The sequence below is a fragment of the Pseudomonas sp. MWU12-2345 genome (genome assembly GCF_023242385.1).
Lineage (GTDB): Bacteria > Pseudomonadota > Gammaproteobacteria > Pseudomonadales > Pseudomonadaceae > Aquipseudomonas > Aquipseudomonas gingeri_D.
Genome location: NZ_JALLJA010000023.1, coordinates 50,608 through 72,484 on the forward strand (window position 1 = coordinate 50,608; position 21,877 = coordinate 72,484).

Annotated in this window: 20 protein-coding genes; 3 read left to right on the plus strand and 17 right to left on the minus strand. The window is 63.1% G+C overall.

What is annotated here, in order from left to right:
* Window position 1: 1 nt before the first annotated feature.
* From pgaA to M5C71_RS30120, 4 genes are all read right to left on the minus strand, one after another.
* Window positions 2-2,482 carry a poly-beta-1,6 N-acetyl-D-glucosamine export porin PgaA gene (gene pgaA / locus M5C71_RS30105; RefSeq protein WP_248769436.1) on the minus strand — a complete coding sequence of 827 codons (2,481 nt, stop codon included), beginning with the start codon at window positions 2,480-2,482 and terminating at the stop codon, window positions 2-4.
* Window positions 2,483-2,664: 182 nt separating this feature from the next.
* Window positions 2,665-4,974 (minus strand): CHASE2 domain-containing protein, encoded by a 2,310-nt coding sequence (locus M5C71_RS30110; protein WP_103496023.1) that lies wholly within the window; start codon window positions 4,972-4,974, stop codon window positions 2,665-2,667.
* An 18-nt stretch (window positions 4,975-4,992) separates the two neighbouring features.
* Window positions 4,993-5,985 (minus strand): FecR domain-containing protein, encoded by a 993-nt coding sequence (locus tag M5C71_RS30115; RefSeq protein ID WP_248769437.1) that lies wholly within the window; start codon window positions 5,983-5,985, stop codon window positions 4,993-4,995.
* Between the two features lie 328 nt (window positions 5,986-6,313).
* Window positions 6,314-6,565 carry a hypothetical protein gene (locus M5C71_RS30120; RefSeq protein WP_177104173.1) on the minus strand — a complete coding sequence of 84 codons (252 nt, stop codon included), beginning with the start codon at window positions 6,563-6,565 and terminating at the stop codon, window positions 6,314-6,316.
* 235 nt (window positions 6,566-6,800) lie between these two features.
* Between M5C71_RS30120 and M5C71_RS30125 the strand changes: the two genes are divergently transcribed.
* Window positions 6,801-7,514: a response regulator transcription factor gene (locus tag M5C71_RS30125; protein ID WP_103496026.1), complete on the plus strand. Its 714-nt coding sequence runs from the start codon at window positions 6,801-6,803 to the stop codon at window positions 7,512-7,514.
* A 7-nt stretch (window positions 7,515-7,521) separates the two neighbouring features.
* On the opposite strand, the gene M5C71_RS30130 is transcribed toward M5C71_RS30125, so the two are convergent.
* The 11 genes from M5C71_RS30130 to M5C71_RS30180 form a co-directional block, all read right to left on the minus strand.
* Entirely contained in the window at window positions 7,522-9,036 is a 1,515-nt protein-coding gene (locus tag M5C71_RS30130) for a YdgA family protein (protein WP_248769438.1), read from the minus strand.
* A gap of 276 nt (window positions 9,037-9,312) precedes the next feature.
* Entirely contained in the window at window positions 9,313-9,948 is a 636-nt protein-coding gene (locus M5C71_RS30135; protein ID WP_103496028.1) for an NADH:ubiquinone oxidoreductase subunit N, read from the minus strand.
* Between the two features lie 102 nt (window positions 9,949-10,050).
* The gene (locus tag M5C71_RS30140) at window positions 10,051-11,499 is read right to left on the minus strand and encodes an efflux transporter outer membrane subunit (protein WP_248769439.1); all 1,449 of its coding nucleotides are present in this window, start codon (window positions 11,497-11,499) and stop codon (window positions 10,051-10,053) included.
* A complete protein-coding gene (locus M5C71_RS30145; protein WP_248769440.1) occupies window positions 11,496-12,395 on the minus strand; it encodes an HlyD family secretion protein in 900 nt (299 codons plus the stop codon). The genes M5C71_RS30140 and M5C71_RS30145 overlap by 4 nt, the downstream gene beginning before the upstream one ends.
* Complete coding sequence (locus tag M5C71_RS30150) at window positions 12,392-12,601, minus strand: DUF1656 domain-containing protein (RefSeq protein WP_103496031.1); 210 nt, start codon at window positions 12,599-12,601, stop codon at window positions 12,392-12,394. The genes M5C71_RS30145 and M5C71_RS30150 overlap by 4 nt, the downstream gene beginning before the upstream one ends.
* The gene (locus M5C71_RS30155; protein WP_103496032.1) at window positions 12,598-14,682 is read right to left on the minus strand and encodes an FUSC family protein; all 2,085 of its coding nucleotides are present in this window, start codon (window positions 14,680-14,682) and stop codon (window positions 12,598-12,600) included. Before M5C71_RS30155 ends, M5C71_RS30150 begins: the two co-directional genes overlap by 4 nt.
* Window positions 14,679-15,137 (minus strand): MarR family transcriptional regulator, encoded by a 459-nt coding sequence (locus M5C71_RS30160; protein WP_103496033.1) that lies wholly within the window; start codon window positions 15,135-15,137, stop codon window positions 14,679-14,681. The genes M5C71_RS30155 and M5C71_RS30160 overlap by 4 nt, the downstream gene beginning before the upstream one ends.
* Before the next feature lie 307 nt (window positions 15,138-15,444).
* Window positions 15,445-15,723, minus strand: a complete 279-nt coding sequence (locus M5C71_RS30165; RefSeq protein ID WP_248769441.1) for a hypothetical protein — start codon at window positions 15,721-15,723, stop codon at window positions 15,445-15,447.
* A 254-nt stretch (window positions 15,724-15,977) separates the two neighbouring features.
* Window positions 15,978-17,453: a Fic family protein gene (locus M5C71_RS30170; RefSeq protein WP_248769442.1), complete on the minus strand. Its 1,476-nt coding sequence runs from the start codon at window positions 17,451-17,453 to the stop codon at window positions 15,978-15,980.
* A 100-nt stretch (window positions 17,454-17,553) separates the two neighbouring features.
* Window positions 17,554-17,799, minus strand: coding sequence for a DUF2789 domain-containing protein (locus M5C71_RS30175; RefSeq protein ID WP_248769443.1), 246 nt, complete (start codon window positions 17,797-17,799; stop codon window positions 17,554-17,556).
* 108 nt (window positions 17,800-17,907) lie between these two features.
* Window positions 17,908-18,369 carry a YbaK/EbsC family protein gene (locus M5C71_RS30180; RefSeq protein WP_152741817.1) on the minus strand — a complete coding sequence of 154 codons (462 nt, stop codon included), beginning with the start codon at window positions 18,367-18,369 and terminating at the stop codon, window positions 17,908-17,910.
* Between the two features lie 372 nt (window positions 18,370-18,741).
* Here M5C71_RS30180 and M5C71_RS30185 point away from each other — a divergent pair, with 372 nt between their 5' ends.
* The gene (locus M5C71_RS30185) at window positions 18,742-19,323 is read left to right on the plus strand and encodes an NfeD family protein (protein WP_248769444.1); all 582 of its coding nucleotides are present in this window, start codon (window positions 18,742-18,744) and stop codon (window positions 19,321-19,323) included.
* A gap of 2 nt (window positions 19,324-19,325) precedes the next feature.
* Window positions 19,326-20,093: a slipin family protein gene (locus M5C71_RS30190; RefSeq protein WP_103496037.1), complete on the plus strand. Its 768-nt coding sequence runs from the start codon at window positions 19,326-19,328 to the stop codon at window positions 20,091-20,093.
* Window positions 20,094-20,099: 6 nt separating this feature from the next.
* Here M5C71_RS30190 and M5C71_RS30195 read toward each other — a convergent pair whose 3' ends face one another.
* Together M5C71_RS30195 and M5C71_RS30200 are read right to left on the minus strand one after the other, a co-directional pair.
* Complete coding sequence (locus tag M5C71_RS30195; protein ID WP_248769445.1) at window positions 20,100-21,089, minus strand: sulfotransferase family protein; 990 nt, start codon at window positions 21,087-21,089, stop codon at window positions 20,100-20,102.
* Window positions 21,077-21,865, minus strand: a complete 789-nt coding sequence (locus M5C71_RS30200; protein ID WP_248769446.1) for an aspartyl/asparaginyl beta-hydroxylase domain-containing protein — start codon at window positions 21,863-21,865, stop codon at window positions 21,077-21,079. Before M5C71_RS30200 ends, M5C71_RS30195 begins: the two co-directional genes overlap by 13 nt.
* Between the last annotated feature and the right edge of the window lie 12 nt (window positions 21,866-21,877).

The following is a 21,877-nucleotide window of genomic DNA, read 5'->3' on the forward strand; positions in this document are numbered from 1 at the left end:
TCTAGAAACGGTAGGTCAGATCGACGGTCAGCCGCACGTCGCGTTCGCGGTCACCGTCATAGGGCCGACTGATCCAACTCAGGTTGGCTCCGGCCTCCAGCACATCGTTCCAGCTCACCCGCTGGCCATACCCCAGCAGCGCAACGGCGCCTGTCGAATAATCGCGCTGGCTGTAGGTCCCGGCACCGACCTGGAATTGCTGGCTCCACTGGGTTTCGTAGCGGCTATAAAGCACATGATTGACGTTCACCGTCGGCAGCACGCTGAAGTCGGACTTGGGGTTGAAGTACGGCACGTCTTCGCTCTTGCTGTTGTGGCTGGTGCCGACCTCCAGGCCCAGGTCCACCTGCACATGGGCCGTGCTGTAGATACCTTCGCGTCCGGTAAGCAGGGCCTCGGTGCGATTGTTGCCGTCGCTGAAATGCGAAGGCGTGACCGCCAGCTTCCACTCGCGGCTTTCGTCGGCGCGCCAACGCAGGAATGCACTCGCCGAATTGGCGCTGATGTCGCTGTTCAAGGCGCGCAACGGCGTCGCTGCCGACAGCCGTTCGAGGCTGCCGCCGTATTGCCAGTGATCATTGATATCGAAAGCCGCCGCCAGGCGCGCGCCGAGTTTGTCGCCATAGCCGTAGGACTGGTTGGAGACCTCGGCCTGCAGGGTCATGTCACGGGTCCGATCTTCGATGCCAAGCCGCTGCCAGCGCCGTCGGGCGTCTCCTTCGGTGAAGCGGCCAAAGGCGTAACCGGCCCCGGCGAACAACCGCCAGTCCTCATTGATCGGCGGACTGTAGAGCGTGCTTTCAATGCCGTAGTCGCGACTGCCGGTCACCGCACCGGCACCGGCGGCGCCGCCACCGAAACTCTTGCCGGTATAGGCCTCGACCCGCAACTCGGCCATGTCATGGACTTCGCGCAGACGCTCCAGGCGCTGGACCTGCAGGCTCTCGGCAAACCGTGCGGCAACGTCGTCGGTGAGCACATCGAGCTGGCGCCACTCCTGCAATGCCAGGGCGGTGTTGGCCTGCGCCACTTCCAACCCCAGGTCACGCGGCGCCTCGCTTTCGGTTTCCTTGTTCAAGGCCTCGGCACGCCGTGGCCACTCACGGGCCAGGTACATATCGGCCTGGGCCACCCGCAAGCCGACCTCGCCTGGCGCCTGTGCCACCAGCGCCTCCAGACCTTGCTCGCTGGCGGGCAGATCGCCGTTGTGCTGCCCCATCTGCGCCGCCAACTGCTGGGCATCCAGCCAGGCATCGTTGGGAACACCGCCCGGCACGCCCTTGAGCTGCAATCGCGGCGGTACGGTGAGCGCCAGGGCATCCGCCAACACGCGGGCTTCTTCCGGCTGGTCGCTTTCAACCAGGGCATAGACCAGCGCCGAGGTATCGCCCGCCTGGTCGATGGGGTCCGCGCTGGGTGCCGCGAGAATCTGCCGATACAACGCCACGGCCTTCTCCGGTTCGCGCACCGCGAGGTAAGCCGAGGCAATCCAGCGCTGGGCATAGGGTGGGATCGTCACCCCTTCATCGATCAGTTTTTGCGCCTCGCTCAGCACCTCGGCATTGCGCGAGCGGGCCTTGAGCGCACCCAGGCGATCGATGCGCCAGTGCACCACATCATCATGGGCCTGCGGGTCCGCGGACCAGGCCGCGAGCAAGCGGTCGTAGTCGGCCAGGGCACGATCGGCGACGACAAAACGTTCCTGTTCGGTTCGGGTCGGCAGCTCGGCCAGGCGGACCCGCTCGGCCGCCAGCTCGCCTTCGAGGCGCCGGGTCGCGGCCGCGTCGATCAGCCCGGGATGCCGCTGGGCCAGGCGCAGGGCCGGCTCCGGCAGGCGCGCGCGCTCCAGGGCGAACAGGTATTCACGCATCACTTCGGGTTTATCCGAAGCCCGGATAAAAGCCTGGTCGTACTCGAACAAAGCATCACTGTTAGCGCCCGAGCGGGTCAGCGCATACCCCAGGGCCATGCGGCGGGCCGGGTCGTTGGGTTGTTTGTCGACCTGTTCGCGCGCCCGGCGCACCGCGTCCTGGGGGTCACCGCCATCGGCCTCGGTAATCGCCAGGCCCAGTTGCAGGTCGGCATTCTGCGGCTCACGCTCCAGGGCCTGGCGATACAGGCGCTCGGCCTCATCCCAGCGTTTCAGGTTGCGATAGGCGCGGGCGACGGCGGTCAGGGCCTGGGTCGGCAAGGTCCGCTGGGCACCCTGGGTTTCATAGACACTGACCACTTCGGCATCCAGCCCGGCCCAGCTGGCGATCTGCAAGTGATCGCTGATCTGGCCGGCGGATTGTTGCGCGGCCGGCAATTGACGCAAGAGCACCAGCGCCGGGGTGTAGCTGCCGTCACGGGCCTGCCGGATAAGCTGGTCGTAGGCGGTATCGGCGAAGGCATTGAGGGGCCAGAGCAACTGGCTGCACAACGCCACTCCCAGCAACGTGTGCAATCTGCCCCCGAGGCAGAGTTGAGCATTACGCGGCATATCGTCCATTTCCCCAATGACAGCCGGAGTTCAATGCTCCTGCCTGATGCAGACACACAGGGGAGCCTAGCGACAGCAGTCGAAAACGTCGCCCGCCTGTCGTTCTCGAAGGGTAGACCAAAAAAACAAGCTCAATACGTATTCAGTCGGTGCTCACTAAAAAGACCTGGGGCAACGCGCGGTCAGTCCTGCCAGAGAGGCAGGCACAGCGTGAACGTCGTGCCCTGGCCCTCGACGCTGGCGCAGTGAATACGCCCCTCATGCCGGTCGATCACCGCCTTGACCATCGACAGTCCCAGCCCCAGGCCTTCGGTGTTGTCAGGGCCGGCAAAGCGTTTGTACGGTTCAAAAAGCTGCGGCAATGCCTGTGCGCCGATGCCCCGCCCCTGATCGCCAACGCTGCAGGTCAGTTCATGCTCCGCTACCGTTACATCGAGGCTGACGAAGGTGCCGGAAGGGCTGTACTTGATGGCGTTTTCCAGCAGGTTGAACAGCGCCCGGGTCAGCAGCGAGGCATCGGCCCGCACCAGGCTTTCATCGACCTCGTCGAGCCGATGGCGCAGCTCGATGCCCTTGAGCTGGGCCAAAGGGGCCACCTGGTCGAAGGCGTCCAGCACCAGCATGGCGAACAGCACCGGCTCGAAGGTGTAAGCCTCCGACTCGGCCTTGGCCAACTGCACAAAAGCCTCGGTCAGACCCAGGGCCCGGCGCACTTGCTGTTCGATCTGGTGATAGAGCGGCGCATCGTCGTGCTGCGCGCGCTGCACTTCCAGCAGTGCCAGGATCGCCGAGTGCGGCGCCCGCAGGTCATGGGACAGAAAGCGCAACAAGGTCGCCCGTTGCTGCTCGGCCTCACGTGCAAGACTCAGGTCCGCCAGGCTGAACAGCCAGCCGACGGTGACTTCATCTTCCGTTGACCGCAGCGGTGCCAGGTCCAGGTGCAGGGTGCGCTGGCGACTGTCGCGAAATTCCTGGCTCGGCAGTTCGGTCAATGCTGGCCGCACTGGCCCGCCAACACCGGGAAAGCCAAGGCCCGCCAGGCAATCGAGCCAGTCCTCACCGACCAGCATGGGTCCCAGCAGGTCACGCGCGCTGCGGTTGGCGAGCAGCACCTGGCCCTGGGTGTCGGTGATCAACGTTGCCACGGGCAGGCATTCCAGGCCATCGGCCATAAACCGCCGGGTATCGCGAGTACGCCCGAGGGCCTGTTCCAACGCCGCGATGCGACCTTGCAACACATCACCCTTGGGCACCACGACCCGGCGCCGTTCGGGCAGCACCCTGGGCTCGTCGTTCAGACGGGCCAATTCCCAGCCAAAGTAAGCCAGTACCGCACTCAGGCGCCGCCAGTTCCAGATCAGGTAAGCCAGCAAAAAACCGCTCAGGCTGGCGGCCGGCGACCACCACAGGCCGAACCGCAACAACCCCCAGGCTGCCAGCAGCACCGCGGCCATGCTGCCGAGCGTCAGCCACAACGCATAACGCGCACGCAACAACAGCCCGCCCAGCAGGAGGGCCACCGCCAACACCGACAACAGCATGCCCGGCAGTGGCGCCAGCTCGACAATGCTGCGCTGCTGCAACAGGCCATTGAGCAGGTTCGCCTGGATCTCCACCCCGGCGGTGGTGCCGGCCTGCTCGGACACCGGCGTGACATAGCGATCCCCCAGGCCCGGTGCGGTCGCGCCCACCAGGATCAGCCGATCACGCAACAGCGTCGCCGGCACCTCACCGCGCAGCACGCTGATATAGGGCACGCTGGGGAAGCCGCCAGCCGCCGCGATAAAGGGCACCAAGATGGCGTTCTGCCGTTGCCATCCGTGGAGCTCGGAAACACTTCCGGCACCGGGCATCGGTTGCCGCTCAGCCTCCGGCAGCGCCATCTGATAGGCCAGCCAGGCCAACTGCTCACGGGGCTGGTGGACCGGACCTTCGCGCAGGAATACCCCGCGCACCACGCCGTCGTTATCCGCTTCGACATTGATATGGCCGACCGCCCTGGCGCAACGTCGCAGCGGTTCGATCGGCCCGACTTCGCCCAGCGCCGTGGCAAAGCGCGGCACGCCTTCGCGCAACAGCGGCAAGACCACATTGCCGGCGCGGCACAGGGCCTGGGCCAGGCGCTCGTCGCCGCTGCCCGCAGCCTCCGGCTCGCTGAAAATCACATCGAACAGCACACCCCGGGGCTGCACGGCGCTCAAGCGCTCGAGCAGCTCGGCATGCACGCTGCGCGGCCAGGGCCAGCGCCCCAGGGCCTCAAGACTGCGGTCATCGATGGTAACCAGGAGGATCCGTGGATCGACCGGCAAGGGGCTCAGGCGGCTCAACCGGTCATAGAGAAAATGGCTGAACGCCAGGTTCTGGCTCAAGGAGAGCACGGCGGTCAGCGGCAGCAACAACAGGCCCACCAGCAGCCATTCGCGCAACAAACCACGAAACAGCCGTTGTGCCTGCGTCGGCTCGCGTCCCTCGTGCCGTCGCCACAACCTCATGGACGCCGGATACCGCAGCTATTGCTCATGAACCGTCCTGGGCCAGTAGTAAATATCGTAGACCCCAGTCTGGCCCTCAAGTCCCTGCTCGTCGAATGCCGACAGCCGCACATGGTAGAACGCCGCCTGCAAACCACTGAAACGGATATCCGGGGTGCTGGAAAAACGTTCCTGCTTGATATTGAGAAACGCCGCGTCGGTAGCGACCTGCGCGCGATAGCGCCGGGCGCCGTCGAGGGGCTGGAGAAAAAGTTGCCAGATCGGCTTGTCGCCACGCTGGCCGTCCTGCCCGAGCAGGCGTGGAGCCGCCAGCAGGTCGACCGGCTTGAGCTCGCCCTGGTCCTGGATCTTCAGGCCCTGTCGGGCGTTGACCCTGACCGCGGGCTCAGCCGCAACGGGCAGTTTGTCCCGCGCCTTGTTGCCGGGTGCCGGCGACGCTTCGGCGCGACTCACCGCGACCTGGCCGTCGAGCACTTCAACCAGAGACTGCCCCTCTTCGCTACGGGTGCGAAAGTGCGTACCGCGCACCCCGAGCACGCCGACCGAGGTGCGAATCTGGAAGCGATCATGTTCGCTGATGCGCTTGATCACATAGGACTCGACCTGACCCTGTTCGAGCTGTATCTGCGGGATCGACTGCGTCTCGTCCAGCTGCAAACGCACCTGCGAGTTGGACGGCAGGACGATCCGCGAACCGTCGCCCAGCACCAGGCTGACAAAGGCATCGCCCGAGGTTCTCACCCCTTCGTGTTCCTCCAGGCTCATCCCTTCTTCCAGCGCCAGCGGCTTGCCCTTGGCATCCAGCTTCCAGGCCTCGCCCGCCAGGTGCAGCACCACCGCCGGAAAAGGCTGCGGACGGCATTGTTGTTCGCGATCAAGGTAAGGCGCGCGCAGGGCCGGTGTGGCCGCCAGGGCAGCGTGGCCGAACAGGCATAAGACAATGCCGAGCAGCAGGCTCGGACGGGACGGGAGAGCAGGAAAATACGGGTGCGAAAGAAAGCGTTCGCTCATGGGCTTGGCCGCTCAGGCTCTGGAGGGAGCAGGATCGAAGTAAAGGAACGACGGCACACAACCATCCGGGCCCATCATGCCACAGCGCCCCCAATTGGCCGGGCCACACTGTGTTGCTTTGTATGAATGCACACCGGGGCGTGACGGAAAAATGGCCAAGGGAAGGCATCCTGGCTTCCCTTGGCGGCGGTCCGTGTGGATCCGAACCGCCACCCGTCCGTGGGTCGGACTTGCTCCAAAGTGCCCCTTTCAGTGCTGGAGCTACTCTATGGGTAAAACGGCGGTGCTCGGCGAATCTGTCAGATTTGTTCAGAATTGCCCTTGCCGGTCAGAACACCCAGCGCGGCTGCTCCCGTGGGGTGATGACCTCACCGGTGGTCCATAGCGTCGGTGCGGAGAATGGCGCTATCCAGCTGCCCTCGGGCACCACGGGTAAACGGTCGGCAACCAGCGAGGGACGGGCAGCCCCGTAATGGAACAGCCCGACGACAAAACCGAAACCAAGACACAGGCTCAAACCGGATAACAGCCCGAGCGCCGCCCAGGATGGCAAAGCGCTGAAACGAAAGGGACTGCCCATGGATCCTTCTCCTTGACCGTGCAAATCGTTACCCTGCGCCTGCCCCCACAAAGGCCGCGGTACGCCGGGTAAAAGCCATTTGACATCAGCCTAGCCAGCCGTCACCGGTCCTTGAGGAAATCGCCAGAATTGTTCAGATTTGACAGCCGACTTACAGACCTTCGCGTAGGAAATAGCCTGTAGAGTCCCCTTTTGAGAGACACATCCGCCGTTAAGCCAGGAGAACGCTCCAGACATGCGTGTCGCCATACTCGACGACGAACCCGCCGAACTGCGCCGGGTCGAACAGACCCTGGGCCAGATGGCCGGTGTCGGGGAAGCCCCCTGGACCCTGCACGGTTTCGAGCGCGGCGAGGACCTGTTGCGTCAGTTGCGCCGGGAAACCTTCGACCTGCTGATTCTCGACTGGCAGGTGCCGGACCTCAGCGGCCTGGCGCTGTTGCGCTGGACCCGTGAGCACATGGAAGTACCGCCGCCGGTGATCATGCTCACCAGCCGCGATGCCGAGAGCGATATCGTCCTGGCCCTGGGCAGTGGCGCCGACGATTACGTGAGCAAACCGTTCCGCGCCAATGAACTCAAGGCGCGGGTCAATGCGGTACTGCGCCGGCATGCCGGACAGCGCGGCAATACCAGCGAAATCGCCATCTTCAATGATTTGAGTTTCGACGATGCCGAACTGACCGTGACCCGCTCAGGCCGCCCGGTCAACCTGACCGAGCGTGAGTATCGCCTGGCCCGCTGCCTGTTCAGCAACCTCGGGCGGCCGCTGTCGCGCGAGTACCTCTATGAGCGCTTCTGGCCCCATGAGGAAATACTCTCCTCGCGGCCCCTCGATACCCATATCTATCGCCTGCGCAACAAGCTGGGCCTGACCGCCGAACACGGCTGGCAATTGCTGACGATCTACGGCTATGGGTATCGACTGGAAAGCGTCACCTCTGGCTGAACGCCGCTTAAGGCTGCTCGCCGCCGCTCGCACCACCGAACTTGGTCAGCAGCAAGGTGATGAAATCTTCCACCGGCATTTTCTGCCCGTTGAAGTCCACCTGGCCATTGGCGTAGTGCAGCGTCGAGATGATATCGCTGCCTTGCACCGTCGCCATCTCCGTGGACAAGGCCATGGTGCCGGCCATTTCACTGGCCATCGAGGCTTGCTGGGTGATCGCCTTGGGGTCGGTCTGACCCTGGATCTGCGCTTGCAGGCCCGCCAGGTCGGCGATCATCGGCTTGGACAACGACACCTTGGCATCCAGTTGCGAAACCAGTTGCTTGCCCAGTTCCACCGGTGGCAGATCGGTGGAAGACGGGTTGGTCAGGTCCACCACCAGGCTGGCGCGGCTCTCACCGTTGGCGGTCTTGATCGAGAAGTTTTCCAGGGCGATCTGCGGCTTGCCGGTCAACACTTGCTTGATGTCCGCTTCGGCCTGGGCCTGCTGGGCCGGGGTCAGTTCCGGAACCGCCGCCTCTGGGTCTTCAGCCCCGGCCGCCTGGGCCTTTTGCAAGGCTTCCAACTGGACCTGATACAACTTGATCAGCGATTGCATCGCCGGGAAATCCAGGTTCTTCGCCGTCCAGCTCATCTGGGCACTGCCCACCGGCTTGTCGTTGTAGTCGATCGAGGCGATGTTATAGGCCAGGCGTCCGGCGAGCACATTGCCCTGCGCTTGCGTCGAGTCTTTCTGCTCGAAGCCCTTGATGGTGACCACCGCCGGCTTGACCCCGAAGCCCAGCTTGGTTTCGCTCAACTCGAGGGTGTTCTGCCCCAGGTAGAAACCCAGGTCGCTCTTGGTCAGGTCGCTGACCAGGGTCAGGCCGCTCAATTCGACCTGCACCGGCCCCTGCTCAGGGGTGACCGTGGAGACCTTGAGGTTATCCATATAGCCGTTGAGCTTGATCTTGGCCGCCTGGTCGCTGGCGGTCACCGCAAGGTTCAGCCCGGAGAATTTCAGGCTGCTGGTGGCGTTCGGCGCGAAGTCCAGCGGCACCAGTTCGACATTGCCGTCCACCGAACGGTTGTAGCCCAGGGCAACCTGGCCCTTGAGCGGCGCGGCGCCCTTGGCGGCATCGAACCACTTGGCGGTGGCGTCGTTCTTTTCCAGCTCGTAGTTGCTGTTGACCATCACCGGCACCAGCTTGAACGCCTTGAGACGCGACCACGGCAACGGCCCGTGCTCGATATGGTCGACGAACAGCAGCTCGAGGTCTTTTTGCTGCGCGCCGGCCTGCAGGTTCTGGAACTTGACGCGGTAATGCGCGGTGCTGGTGAACAGATGGCGATCCAGCGATACCAGCTCGATCTGCGCGCTGCCGCCGGCACTGGCCAGGGCGGTCTTCAACTGTTGGTTGGCGTCCTGGATCGAAGTGTTCAGCACCCCTTCCAACTGATTGCCGGTGTACCACGCGCCGACGGTGCTCACCGCACCGACCACCACGACAAAACCTAAAAGCAAGCCCGCTGATTTATTCATGAATTGACCCGATCGATGTCCGTTAAATGGAGAAATGCTGGTCTTCCTGACCCCTGACCGGAGCCGGCTCGACAATGCCCGAAGGGACGCAGGGTAGCATTTGCCGGAGCAGGCCCCAAGGCTTTGCCCGCAAGGCCATTGGCCACCACCTCATCCTACGAACAAAAGCGAAATGACTGACAGCGCAGTACGGGAATCGTGCGTTCGGCGGCACCTATTGGCGTCCCGCGCACGTTTGCGGCGGATCAGCGACCGCCGGGCAGGAACAGCAATGACTCAGGAATACTGGACTTCCATCTCATCCAGTTGATGGTCGAAGGTCTTCAAACGCGCGGTCCAGGTGTATACCAGCACCTCGAAGTCGCGGTTGATCACCACGCCGTCCGCCGAGTCATTGCGCGGGTCGCAGACGTCCAGTTGATGCCGCTCGCGGGCCATGGCCGTGGCCACATCGGACAATTCGCGGGCATTGGTCAACCAGTGGCGTTCGTCATGGGCCACTTCGCGGTCGAGTTTCAGGCATTGGATCTTGAGCATCTCAAGGCTTTTTTCCAGCGGCGTACCGGTGAGTTCGCCCATGACTTCCTGGAAGGTCCGACCGGGTTGCCAGTAACTGCCCCAGAAATACCGATCGAAGACCGTTTCGACCCGGCGCAGGGCGACTTTGGTGTCCCAGACCAGCACCAGGGTCTTGCTCTGGGAGAGCTGGCGTTTCTTCACCTGCTGCGCCTGGTAACTGGCCCAGGCCACCACGGCGATGGACATCACCGCGATCAACGCCGTGGCGCTGTCGAGAAAGGCCAGGGCCTTGTCGATCTGGTGCGCCAGCATGACGCCATAGAAGTAGGTCGCCGAAAGCAGGACCAGCGCCACCACCGCACACCAGAAACCAGGAGCATAAGGGTTTTTCATTATTAGAATCCCCATCGGGCCACGCTGACCACGATGGTTAGGATTCACCCAGTGCTCCCCACCAGCGGCGACCAGCCGATAGTTCAAAGCATAGCAACGGACTCAGGGTTTCGCGTGTTCGGCAGGTGGCGTTCGTCCGCTTTCCCAACCGCCGCCCAGGGCCAGGAACAAATCGATCTGGCTCATCGCGACCTGGGTATTGGCCGAGGCCAGTTGGGCGCGCACATCGGTGTAGGTGCGGGTCGCCTGCAGGTCGGCGAGGAACGAGGCGCGACCGGCCTTGAAGAAGCGGTGCGTCTGGTCCGCGGCAAGCTTGGCCGAGTTCCCCGCATCGGCCAGGGCATCGCGGCGATCAAGCTGCGCGGTGTACTGGGCCAGGCTGGTCTGGGTTTCGCGGATGGCATTGAGCACCACACCGTCGAAGTGCGCCAGGGCACCCTGGGTACCGGCCTCGGCTTCGCGGATGCGGGCACGGGCGCCGTTGGTCGGCACGGTCCAACTGATCGCCGGGCCGAAGCCCCAACGGTTGGTCGACGGATCGCCCAGATCCTTGAGAATACCGACCGTCCCCACCGTGGCACCGATGCTGATGTTCGGGTACAGCTCGCCCGTGGCCACGCCGATGCTGGCCGTTGCCGCCGCGAGCCGGCGTTCGGCCTGGCGGATATCCGGACGGCGCTTGAGCAACTCGGCACCGTCGCCCACCGGCAACAATTGAGTGATATGCGGCAGCGCGGCGCAATCGGCGACGCCCGCCGGCAGTTGGTCCAGGGGTTTGGCCAACAGCATCGACAGGCGATACAAACCGGCCTGGCGCGCGGCCTGGTAGCGCGGCAGTTCGGCGCGCAGGGATTTGAATTGGGTCTGGGACCGGGTGACCTGGGTTTCGTCGCCACGCCCGGCATCGCGCAGACGCTTGGTCAGCTCGGTGCTCTGGGATTGCAGCGCGAGGGACTCCTCGGCAATCCCGCGCTCTTCGTTGGCCGCGCAGATCTGGGTGTAGGAGCGCACCACATCCGCCACCAGGGTGATACGGGCCACATCGCCCGCCGCCTGGGTAGCGTCGGCATTGGCTTTGGCCGCCTCGATGCCGCGCTGCAAGGTGCCCCACAGGTCGAACTGATAGGACGCAGAAAGCGCGATTTCACCGATATTGGCCACCGGGACCTTTTCCGGCAGCAGGAAGGCCTGGCCGGACTCCTGCAAGCGCTGGGCCCCGGCTTTCACCCCGGCACTGAAACCTCCGGCTGCCTCGGCCTCTTCCACCTGGGCCCGGGCCCGTGACAGGCTAGCCGCCGCCACGCGCAAATCGGTGTTGGACGCCAGGGCCTGGCGGACCAGCTCATCCAGGCGCGGGTCCTGGTACAGCCGCCACCAATCGGTCGGCACCGGCGCCGACACCACATTGTCGCCTTCACCGGCGATATTCCCTTGCAGGTCCTTGCGTTGCATCGCCGAATCGGCCGGCAGGTGATAATCCGGACCAACCATAGAGCACGCCGACAGCATCAGGCCAAGGCCCAGGGTCGCGACTTGCGCCAGCGGTTTCATTGCGCGGCCTCTTTCTTCGGCGCGGCCTTGGCGTCATCGATGATCGACACCGTGGCCGTGCGTCCGGCGATCATGCGGAAGTCCGCCGGCACGTCGTCGAAGGCGATGCGCACCGGAATCCGCTGGGCCAGGCGCACCCAACTGAACGCCGGGTTGACGTTGGGCAGCAGGTTCGTACCGCTGGTGCGGTCACGGTCCTCGATCCCGGCGACGATGCTTTCGACATGCCCGCGCAACCGCGCGTTGTCACCGATCACCCTAATGTCCACGGCCTGGCCGACATGAATGCCGTCGAGCTTGGTTTCCTCGAAATAACCATCGATATGGAAGGAGCCGCTGTCCACCACCGCCAGCACCGGCCGCCCGGCCGTGACAAACTCCCGCTCACGGGGCGCGCGGTCGTTGATGTAGCCGTCCACCGGACTGCGAATCACCGAACGATCGAGGTTCAACTGCGCGGCGTCCACCGCCACCTGGGCTTCGGCCAGGGCCAGCTCGGCACGGGCGACCCGCGACTGGCTTTCTTCCAGTTGCTCGCCGGCCACCAGGTTACCCAGACCCCGGTTGCGTTTGTTCTCGCGCTGGGCCTGGGCCAGGGTTTCCTGGCGGTCGGCCACGGCGGCCCTGGCCTGGCGCAGCGCCAGCTTGAAGCGATCCTGGTCGATGCTGAACAGCACCTGGCCGCGGCTCACCGGCTGGTTGTCGCGCACCTGCACCTGCTGGATCAGGCCGGACACGTCCGGGGCGATCTGCACGATATCGGCACGGATATGCCCGTCCCGGGTCCAGGGCGCGAACATGTAGTACATCACCATGCGCCAGACCACCAGGCAGGCGAAGATCACCACCAGCAAAGTCAGGACTACACGGCCAATGGTCAAAAGAGGTTTTTTCATGTCATCAGGTATCGACTGAACGAATCCACAACGCCCAGCAACAAAGCGTAGAGACCGACGTTGAACAAGGCCCGGTGCCAGACCAGGCGGTAGAAGTGGACGCGCGTCAACAGCCCGTGCACCACCAGGTACAGCGCATACGTAATGCCCATCAGCACCAGCAGCGTGGGCAGGAACACCCCGCTGATATCCAGCTCACCGATCATAACGGCACTCCATTGATCCCATACGGAACGCTCTCCGGCTGATCGCCGCTATCGACAAATTCGACGCCGGGCAACAATGCCAGGCGCAGGCCACTCAAGGCGTGCAACAGGTGCAGGCGGGTTTCGCCATCGTCCAGGCCCTGGGAACTCAAGGCCCGGCGCGTGCGGTCCATCGTCATCAGCAACGGCGCTGGAGCCGGCAGGCGCTCGCGGGCCTCGAGGCAGGCGCGGAAGTACTCGCCGACCTCTTCCACCACCTGTTTGAGCAGCACATTCGCCACCCCCAGCACCCGCGGGGTGTAGGCCAGCAGGTCGAGCAGGTTGAGCGCGACCCGCAATTCGCGCAGCGCCGCGCCGGTGTCCTGGCCGGTCATGGCCAGACGCGGCAGGTGCTGCATCAGCCGGTCGAGCATCTGCGCACCCAGGTGCCGGTGTTCGGCCAGGGTCGCCGGTTCGGTCAGCCCGACGATGTCGTGCCAACTGAAACGGGTCAGGCGCTTGGCCGCCAGCTCGGCGCCGAAAGGCCGCGCCACCAGGGTCCAGACAAAAGCGAACAGCAGGCCCACGGGACCGGCCAGGTTGGCGTTGGAAAAGTTCAGGAAGTCCGCGTCATAGGCCCCTGAAATGCTGATAAAGGACGAGGTGTTGACGATGGTCAGCAAGGTGCCCAGGTAGAAACGCGGCTGCACGGTGAGGGTGCCGACGCAGATAAAGGGCACGGCGAAGGCCAGCACCAGCATCGGGAAATCGTGCAGGTTGGGTAGCACCACGAACAGGTAGAGGCTGGCGAAAATCACCGACATCGCGGTCCAGAAAAAGAACCGGTAGATCTGTGGCGCCGGGTCGTCCATCGCCGCGAAAAAGCTGCAGGCCACCGCCGCGAGGATCACCGCGCTGGCCCCGTCGGTCCAGCCGAGCAGGATCCACAGCACCGAAGCGACGATGATCGCCAGCACCGTCGAGCCCGCCGAATAGAGCATCAGGCCACGGTCGAGAAACGGCGTCAGGCGGCCCAGGCGCCAGTGGCGGTAGACCGCGCGCCAGCTGTCCTGGCTTTCGCACTGGATGGCATATTGCAGGCTGCGCAGGTCCTGCCACAGGTCAATCCATTCGCCGAGGCGGTAGAGGGCGTTGGAGAACAGCAACTGGCGTCGGTCATCCAGCTCGAGCGGGCTCGGTTGCAGGCTCTCGATCTCGGCCCGCAGGCTTTGCCAGCGTTCAACCGGCGCTCCTTTTGTGGTGCTTTCCAGCCATTCGCGGGTGGCCACGAGCAAGGGTTCGAAACGCGCCACCAGCTCCGGCGTGCGTCGCTCCATCGCGTAAAGAGCATCGTCCAGGGCATCGACCACCGGCAACAGGTGAATCATCCGCCCGCGCAACTCCTTGGTGTTGCGCACGGTCTGCGGCCGGGCACCTTCGTGGGGCAACTGGCCGATCATCAATTCGAGGCTGTTGAAGGTCGCCACCATCGCCGAGCGCAGCGCGCTGACTTCATCGGCCTGCACGTTGCGCGAAAGGAAACGCAGGCTGTAGGTCGAGGCATCGCCGAACCATTTGCCCGCCGCGTCGATAAACACCGGGGCCAGGCGCCGGGGCCAGAACATGCTGCCGACCACCGCCGCCACGGCGATGCCGAGAAAGATCTCCTCGGTCCGCGACACCGCCACATCGAACACCCCCAGCGGGTTGTCGACCACCGGCAGGGCGATCATCGGCATGGTGTAGCCGGCGAGCATCAGCGCGTAGCTGTTGGCGGTGCGCAGATGCAGCGAGAGAAATAGCAGGATGCCGGTCCAGAGCGCGATCGCCACCACCAGCAGATAGGGTGTCTGCACGAACAGCGGGACGAACAGCACCGCCGCCGAGGCGCCAAGAAAAGTACCGACCGCGCGGTACAGGGCCTTGGAGCTGGTGGGACCGACAAAGGGGCTGGAGACAATGTAGACGGTGGCCATGGCCCAATACGGGCGCGGCATTTCCATCAGCAAGGCGATATACAGCGCGATCATCGAGGCGGCGAAGGTCCGTACACCGTAGAACCAGTCGCGGGCGGGGGGCATGCCGGTCCAGAAACCGTTCACGGATTCGCCACTCCCAGGTTCTGCCCGGCCGCTTCGAAGGCGCGGATGACTCGCAGCGCCGCTTCCAGATCAGCGGGAGCAATGCCGTCGAGCACTTCACTACGCAGGCGGATCAACTGGATTTCGATGTCCTGCATCAAGTGCTCGCCGGCCTCGGTCAGGCTCAGGCATTTGGCCCGGCGGTCACTCGGGTCTTCGCTGCGCAGCACATAGCCGGCATTGCACAACTGGTCGAGCAGGCGCACCAGCGACGGGCTTTCCATTCCGGCTTCGTGGGCCACGGTGACCTGGCGCACGCCCGGCCCCATGCGCCCGACCAGCAGCAACGGCATGGCGCAGGCTTCGGAGATCCCATAGTTGACCAGCGTGGTCTGGCACACCCGCCGCCAATGGCGCGAGGCGACGACGAGGCCGGCACTGATGTGCTTGTGCAGCTGTTCGAGGTGCTTGGACACGGGGAGATTCGCATTGTTAGTTTGCTAACTATCAATATCTCGCATCAGTTGGGGGCTCGTCAAGTTTTGAAACAATTACTTCATTCGACCGGGTAACGGCTGGGAACAGGGTGGCCCGGCTGAACTCAAGCCTAGTTCACGGGTGATGAGGTGCCTGGGGAATCGTCGGGCTTGAATCGTAGCGTGATGTAAAAACTCTGCTGTTTTGGCTTGGGAAACTTCAGCGTTCTTGCACCGTTGCTCCGTGCCTGTGGACGGCGCTGCCCGCCACAATGGGGACGAGCAGCGATTGGACGAAAGCCACGCGTCACGCTTGCAATGGGGTTTCCAGGGGGAGACGGAACTGGATCCGGTCGAGAATATCCAGGCCATCCTGCAGCAGCAGGTAAGCCCCGTTGGTCAGCCGGTACAGATCGGCGTCATCGATGTTCCTGATAGTGACCGAGGTGAGGGTTTCCAGTTGCGCGGTACCCGCACGGATGCGGGCGCAGGCGGTTTCGTGGAGCAGGCGTAGCGGGGCTTGGGTGTCGATCAGCAGGACTGGGGTGCCGGCGGGGTTAGTGGTTAACGGGTGATATATCGTCATGACTAAAGCTCCAAAGTCATAGACCTGAAGCTGCCATCCACCGTCGCCAAACAAAGGGTGGCAGCTGTACGCAGGTTGGCGAACCGGTAACTATGGAACCCGGCAGACCAGAAGGTCTCCCGCGCACAGCCGCCATAACGCTATTACCCGCATTTTCAAATGCGTGCAACGGAGGCAAAACGCCCAAGCTCAGGCAATACATTACCAGGCATGTCGCCGAACCCGGGAACGACGAAAGCTGTAGAACACAGTTGTTACTGCTCAGGTAAAACCTGCGCCGCCTGCTCTTCAATAAAATCAAAAACCGCCTCCGGCACACTGTATTGAAACTGCTTGCGCCGGTGCTTCGAGACCTTGCCACCATTGTCCAGACACATCATCACCAACCGGGACAAATCGCTACCGCGCACGTCGTAGCGCTGGTTCACGGCTTTGACCACGCGGTCGTAGCGATCCAGAAACTCCGTCTCCTCCCGCAGTTCGACCTCAAGCGCACGGCGGGCCATACGCAGGGTGAACTCGACACAGCGGGTCGCATCCCAAAAGCGGTAAATCGAAGGGTGACCGATGAACTCGAAAGCCATCTGATCCCCGTCCAGCCACGTGACATTCCAGAAATCACGCGTCGGCTGGGAAAAGTCCTTGAGCGCCTCCAGGTAGTTCTGCTCCTCGTGCTTCATCGCCACGGAAACAGGCAACAGCAAACCGTGCTCCAACGCGCCGGAACGACACAACACCTGATGAATGAGAAAACGCGACAGGCGACCGTTGCCGTCCATGAATGGATGGATAAACACAAAGCCAAACGCCGTCACAGCCGCCGCCACCAAAGGATCGATCTGTCGGGGGGCTTCGTTTGCAAACACCATCAGCTCCTGCATGAGCTCGCGACACAACTCGGGGGTAGGCGGCACATAGCTTACCCCCGCCGCGCCGCGCAATCCGTTGTGCAGATGGTTTTGCTCATGACGGAACAAGGCCGCCTTATCGAACGGGCTGGAGACGGTACTGTTTTGCAGCTCCACCAAGTACTCTTCGCTTAAAAGCCGGCCTTCATGGGCCTGGCGCAGCAGTTGAACGAAACGTCGGGACTTCTCTTCGCTGGGCTCTTCTTTCTCGATGGCGAAGGAGTCACGGGTTTCGTGGAGGTAAGCCCAGTTGATGGCGCGATCCATCATCTCCGGGGGTAAGCTGACCAAAAAAGCTTTGGCGCGTCCCAGGATATCGAGACTCAGCAAGTCTTCCAGCTCGGGAGTACGCTCTACCGTAGCGCAATAGTGCAGAGAGCCCAGGCCGTTAAAATCAACTCGCCACCGGGCATTACGCACGCTAGGGCCCGTTAAATAGTGTTTCGGGTCGAAGAGCGGAACAACGCTGCCTCTCACCGGTGCCTCATAGTCGAGTCGACGCCCGCTCAACCCCTCCCAAAGGAAACAGGCTTTTCGGATAAAGACCCCGTTGGGAGCCTTCGCCAACTCCTGCAATAACTGTTCGGCGGGAATGGCTTCCAGCACCTGTGCCAGCAGGCAAAGGTTGATACCTTCGTGTTTCAGCGCAAAAAGCAGATGGTCGAGATACCTTCCGTCGCCTGGTGAAACCCCATGAGGAACGGCAAGACAATCGCCTACCAGCGTAATACGCGTCACAGGCTTGATCATCGCTGAACGCTTCAAGGTAAAAGCCTTTAACCTCAGCGCATCACGCAGATAGGCATAACCGACAAATTGCATTCTGGGCATCCACAGAAAAAACTGACTAACGCGATTAAAGCCCAGATTTTTTTACTCTTCCCCAGATTTTTTTACATTTAGGGCATTTTCCACATTTTTTTTACACCCCTCTCCCCTTCCTCAACAACACATCCAACTGATCCACCACTTCCGCCCAGTCGGCATCGTCCAGGATCTCGGTACGCAGAAAATCCGCCTGGCTCTTGCTCCAGAAAAACGCGTCCGCCAGGTGCAGCTCCGGCTTGAGCGGCGAGTGGGTGGCGATAAAGCGGTCGATACTGACCGGGTCATCGGGCAGGCCCAGTTGCTTGAACAGGGACGGCAGGCTGTGATCGGGTGATTCCATAGGGGTCTCCGGTACAAGGAAAAGGGCGGTGCTGGTCAGACAGCTTCGCGAGCAAGCACGTTCCCGCTGTGAAGCACCGCGTGAGTGGAGAACGGACAGCGCCCGGGTTCAGTGACAGACCTCGCACACCTCGGCATGGGGCACCAGCTTCAGGTACTGGTCCATCTGCATATGCACCAGATTGTGGTGATTGCCGGCCTCCAGGTAGATGTCGTGCTGGCGGGTCAGTTGCGGATCGACCACCATTTTCAAGCCATAGGATTCGCCCAGCGCCGGCACCGCCCCGCGTTCGCAATCCTGGAACAGATAGGCCAGGGTGCTTTCCCGGGTGATCTGCCAGGTACTGGCGCCACGGACCTTGCTCAGGTCCAGGTGCTGGCTGGCGGGCAAGACCGCCATCAGGTAGTGGCCGTGCTGGTCGTCGAGGACCACCGATTTGGCCATGCGTTCGGCCGGGATCCCCGCCAGGCGGGCGGTTTCCAGGCTGCTGGACGAATGCGGATGAGCGACGAGGTCGAATTCGCAGTGCGCCTGTTCCAGGCTGCGCTGCACGGTTTTTGCCATGCGCATGATGCACCTCCGAGCCCTGTCGAATGCCCCAGGGCGATGGGTTTGCTGCATTCCTTGAGTAAGAGTCTAGGCAGTTCGCCGTGGAGCGTCGGCTTAACGTCAGTAACCGTTCTCGCTATCACAGGTCCTCGATAGTCGAGTCGGGTCTAAAGCTTCGAGTCCACATATTCGGCCATACACGGAATCTTGAGCTAACAAGGAACCTGTAGGAGCAGGGCTTGCCCGCGAAAGGGTCCTTGAGATCGCTAAAAGCTTCGCGGGCAAGCCCTGCTCCTACAGGTTCCGTGGGGCTCCAAGCCTGCGTTTATCCGGTGGGTCGCCAGAGCTCGACTAAGCTTCTTAATGGGGGTAACGAACTCGCGGAGAATGCAAGTGAGCGGTCGTTGCTGGTGGCGTTGGTTGTTGATCGGGTGGCTGATCGTCTGGCCCGTCGGGCACCAGCTTGCCGAAGGTGCCGACTCCGTCGTGACCCTGCTGGTGCTGCCCCTCGACGACTCCGGTTCCGGGCTGATCCTGCTGGGTATCGCCCTGATCATCGCCGAGACGCTCCTGCCCAGCTTCGGCATGATCGGCTTCGGTGGCCTGGTCGCCGTCGTGGCGGGCACATTGGTCCTGTTCGACCCACAGCTGTTCGACGACAACACCGCACGGCCGTTGAAACTCACCCTGATGCTGATCGGGCTGCTCTTGCTGGTCGGCTTGATCGTCGCGGCCCTCAAGGCCCGCCAGCGCCAGGTGGTCAGTGGCGATGCCGGGCTGGAAGGCAGCCTGACCCCGGTGACCGCCCTGAAAGCCGGCGATGCCTATGCCGGTTGGGTGCAACTGCAAGGCGAAAACTGGCAGGTCCTCAGCCCCACGCCGCTGCATCCCGGCCAACAGGTCCGGGTCATCGCACGCAAGGGCCTGCTCCTGGAAGTGAAAGCCGTTGACGACCCGCCAAGGCGAGGAGATTGATCATGGTCCTGCAATTGGGCTCCGGCGCGCTGCTCGCGCTTCTGCTGCTGATGCTGCTGGCATCGACCTTTCGCATCCTGCGCGAATACGAACGCGGCGTGGTGTTCCAGCTCGGACGCTTCTGGCAGGTCAAGGGACCCGGGCTGATCATCTTGATTCCGCTGGTGCAGCAGATGGTCCGGGTCGACCTGCGCACGGTGGTCCACGATGTCCCGCCGCAAGACGTGATCACCCGCGACAACGTCTCGGTCAAGGTCAATGCGGTGCTGTATTTCCGCGTGCTCGACCCGCAGAAGGCAATTATTCAGGTGGAGAATTTTCTCGCCGCCACCAGCCAGCTGGCGCAGACCACGTTGCGCGCGGTGCTGGGCAAACACGAACTGGATGAGCTGCTGGCCGAGCGGGAAAAGCTCAATTCCGATGTCCAGCAGGTGCTCGATGCCCAGACCGATGCCTGGGGGATCAAGGTGGCCAATGTCGAGATCAAGCATGTGGACCTCAACGAGTCGATGATCCGCGCCATCGCCAAGCAGGCCGAGGCCGAGCGGGAACGGCGGGCCAAGGTGATTCACGCCGAAGGGGAATTGCAGGCCTCCGAAAAATTGATGCAGGCCGCCGAAATGCTCGGGCGCCAGCCGGGGGCCATGCAGTTGCGGTATATGCAGACCTTGTCGTCGATTGCCGGGGACAAGAGTTCGACCATCGTGTTTCCGCTGCCGATCGAGTTGTTGAAGGGGATGGCGGATCTGTCACAGAAAGATAAGACCTGACGCGCGTTAGCGTTGACGTCCATTGCGCGCGATCAAGAGACGGCCGGATGTTCCTGGAGGATTGCGTTCGGCCCGCAAGGTTTCCAATGCCTGATAAGGCCCCTCGGCCCAGAACGCCACCCGCTCCTTGAGCCGCTCCGATGCCTCCCGGTGCTTGTCCTGGCTATCCGGCACAAACACCTGATCTGGCTGCTTGGCGTGTTGTCGGGCCACGGAAAACACCTGGTCGCGTTGCTCCGCGTCGAGTCCGAAGAACGCCCCCAGATGCCCTTCCAGCGCCCCCGGCAACTCGCTGTAGTTGACCGGCAAACCGCCAAAAGCCACGCAGTGCTCCCAACCCTTCTGAAGGATCCGCCCGATGCGCGCAGCGATATAATCCTCCCGCGAATCATCCTGCCCCGGGGTGTCCAACACGCTATGGCCGATCATCCCCGGCACCATATGCAGTCCGGCTCGACGCACATGGGACACGGCGATTTCCAGCGGATCGCGATACAGGAACAACCAGGGCGTCTCGGGAAAACACTCGCGCAACAACGGTAACTCGCCGATATTCCAGGCATCCAGCTTGATCACCAGGGCCTGCTCGCCGCCACTGCGTCGCTGACCATAGGCCGCCAACAAACCCTGCAGGGCCGCACGCCGCGCCTGTGGATCGAGATCATCACGCAACAGGCGGTCGAGGGGCGGCGGCTCGCTGATCACGATATGGCTGCCCAACTGCGCCAGCATCTGACCGATCAGCGTCGAACCACAGCGCGAGGCGTGATAGATAAAGGCGCTCGGCGCCACCGCCGGCAATTGCCACTCGCTGAGCACCGCCAGCGGTGTCTCACGCCGAAAGACCTGGTTGAACGGCAGTTGCAGGGCCACGTCCACCGAATCGCCAAAGAACGGCAGATCCAGACGACGCTCGCCGAACCAGCACCAATCGACACGCCAATAGGCGTCTTCGCGCCAGACGCGAATCGGCAACCAGTCCTTCAGGCCGTCCATGGTGGATTCCAACGCCGGCCCCGGGTCATGGCCGCGCGCAGGTCCTCATGGGCGAAGTGCAAGCCATGGGCGGCGGCCCGCTCCAGGGTCCGGGCGATAAAAGCCTCGCTGTCGGTTTGCGCTTGCAGCTCACGGCACAGCTGCGGGTCACGCTCCAGCCATTGGCGAAATTGTTCGAGCCCCATGGCCGCCCGCCCCAGGCCGGGCGCCGGAGTACTCGGCAGGCCCGCGGCGATCTGCTGTTCCAGCCAGGCACTTGGGCGACAGTCGAGCACCAGATGAACCCGCTCGCTATCACCCCAGTTGTCGACGCTGTGGGGCCGCGCCAGATCGAGAAACCAGCACTCGCCGGCCCTCATGGGAATGCACTGCCCGTCGAGCATGAACTCCACGTCGGGCGGGCTGAGCAGGGGAATATGCAGGCGCCGGTCGGCGTCCGGAGGACTGAGGTCGTAATCACGGTGTTCATGAATTCGCCCACCCGGCCCCAGCCGCAACAGGCGCGCCGAGCGGATTTCCAACGGCAGGCCCTGCAAACCATAGGACCAGCGCGAGTCCTCCAGCCAAGGCTTGCGCGCAACCGCCTCGCCCTTGCCCGGCGCCAGTTCGCCCGGGGCATCGTTGGCGGACACCAACGCTACCCCGCTCCACTCGCCGGTGAAATAATCGCGATTGAAATGCGCTACCCAGGCGCTGTCGCCCAACTGCGCCAAGGCCTGGCGCAGCAGTGGCAGGTCCACGGCGACCGGCAGGCGGGAAAACGCCGGCCGGCTCAAGGAATCACTCCG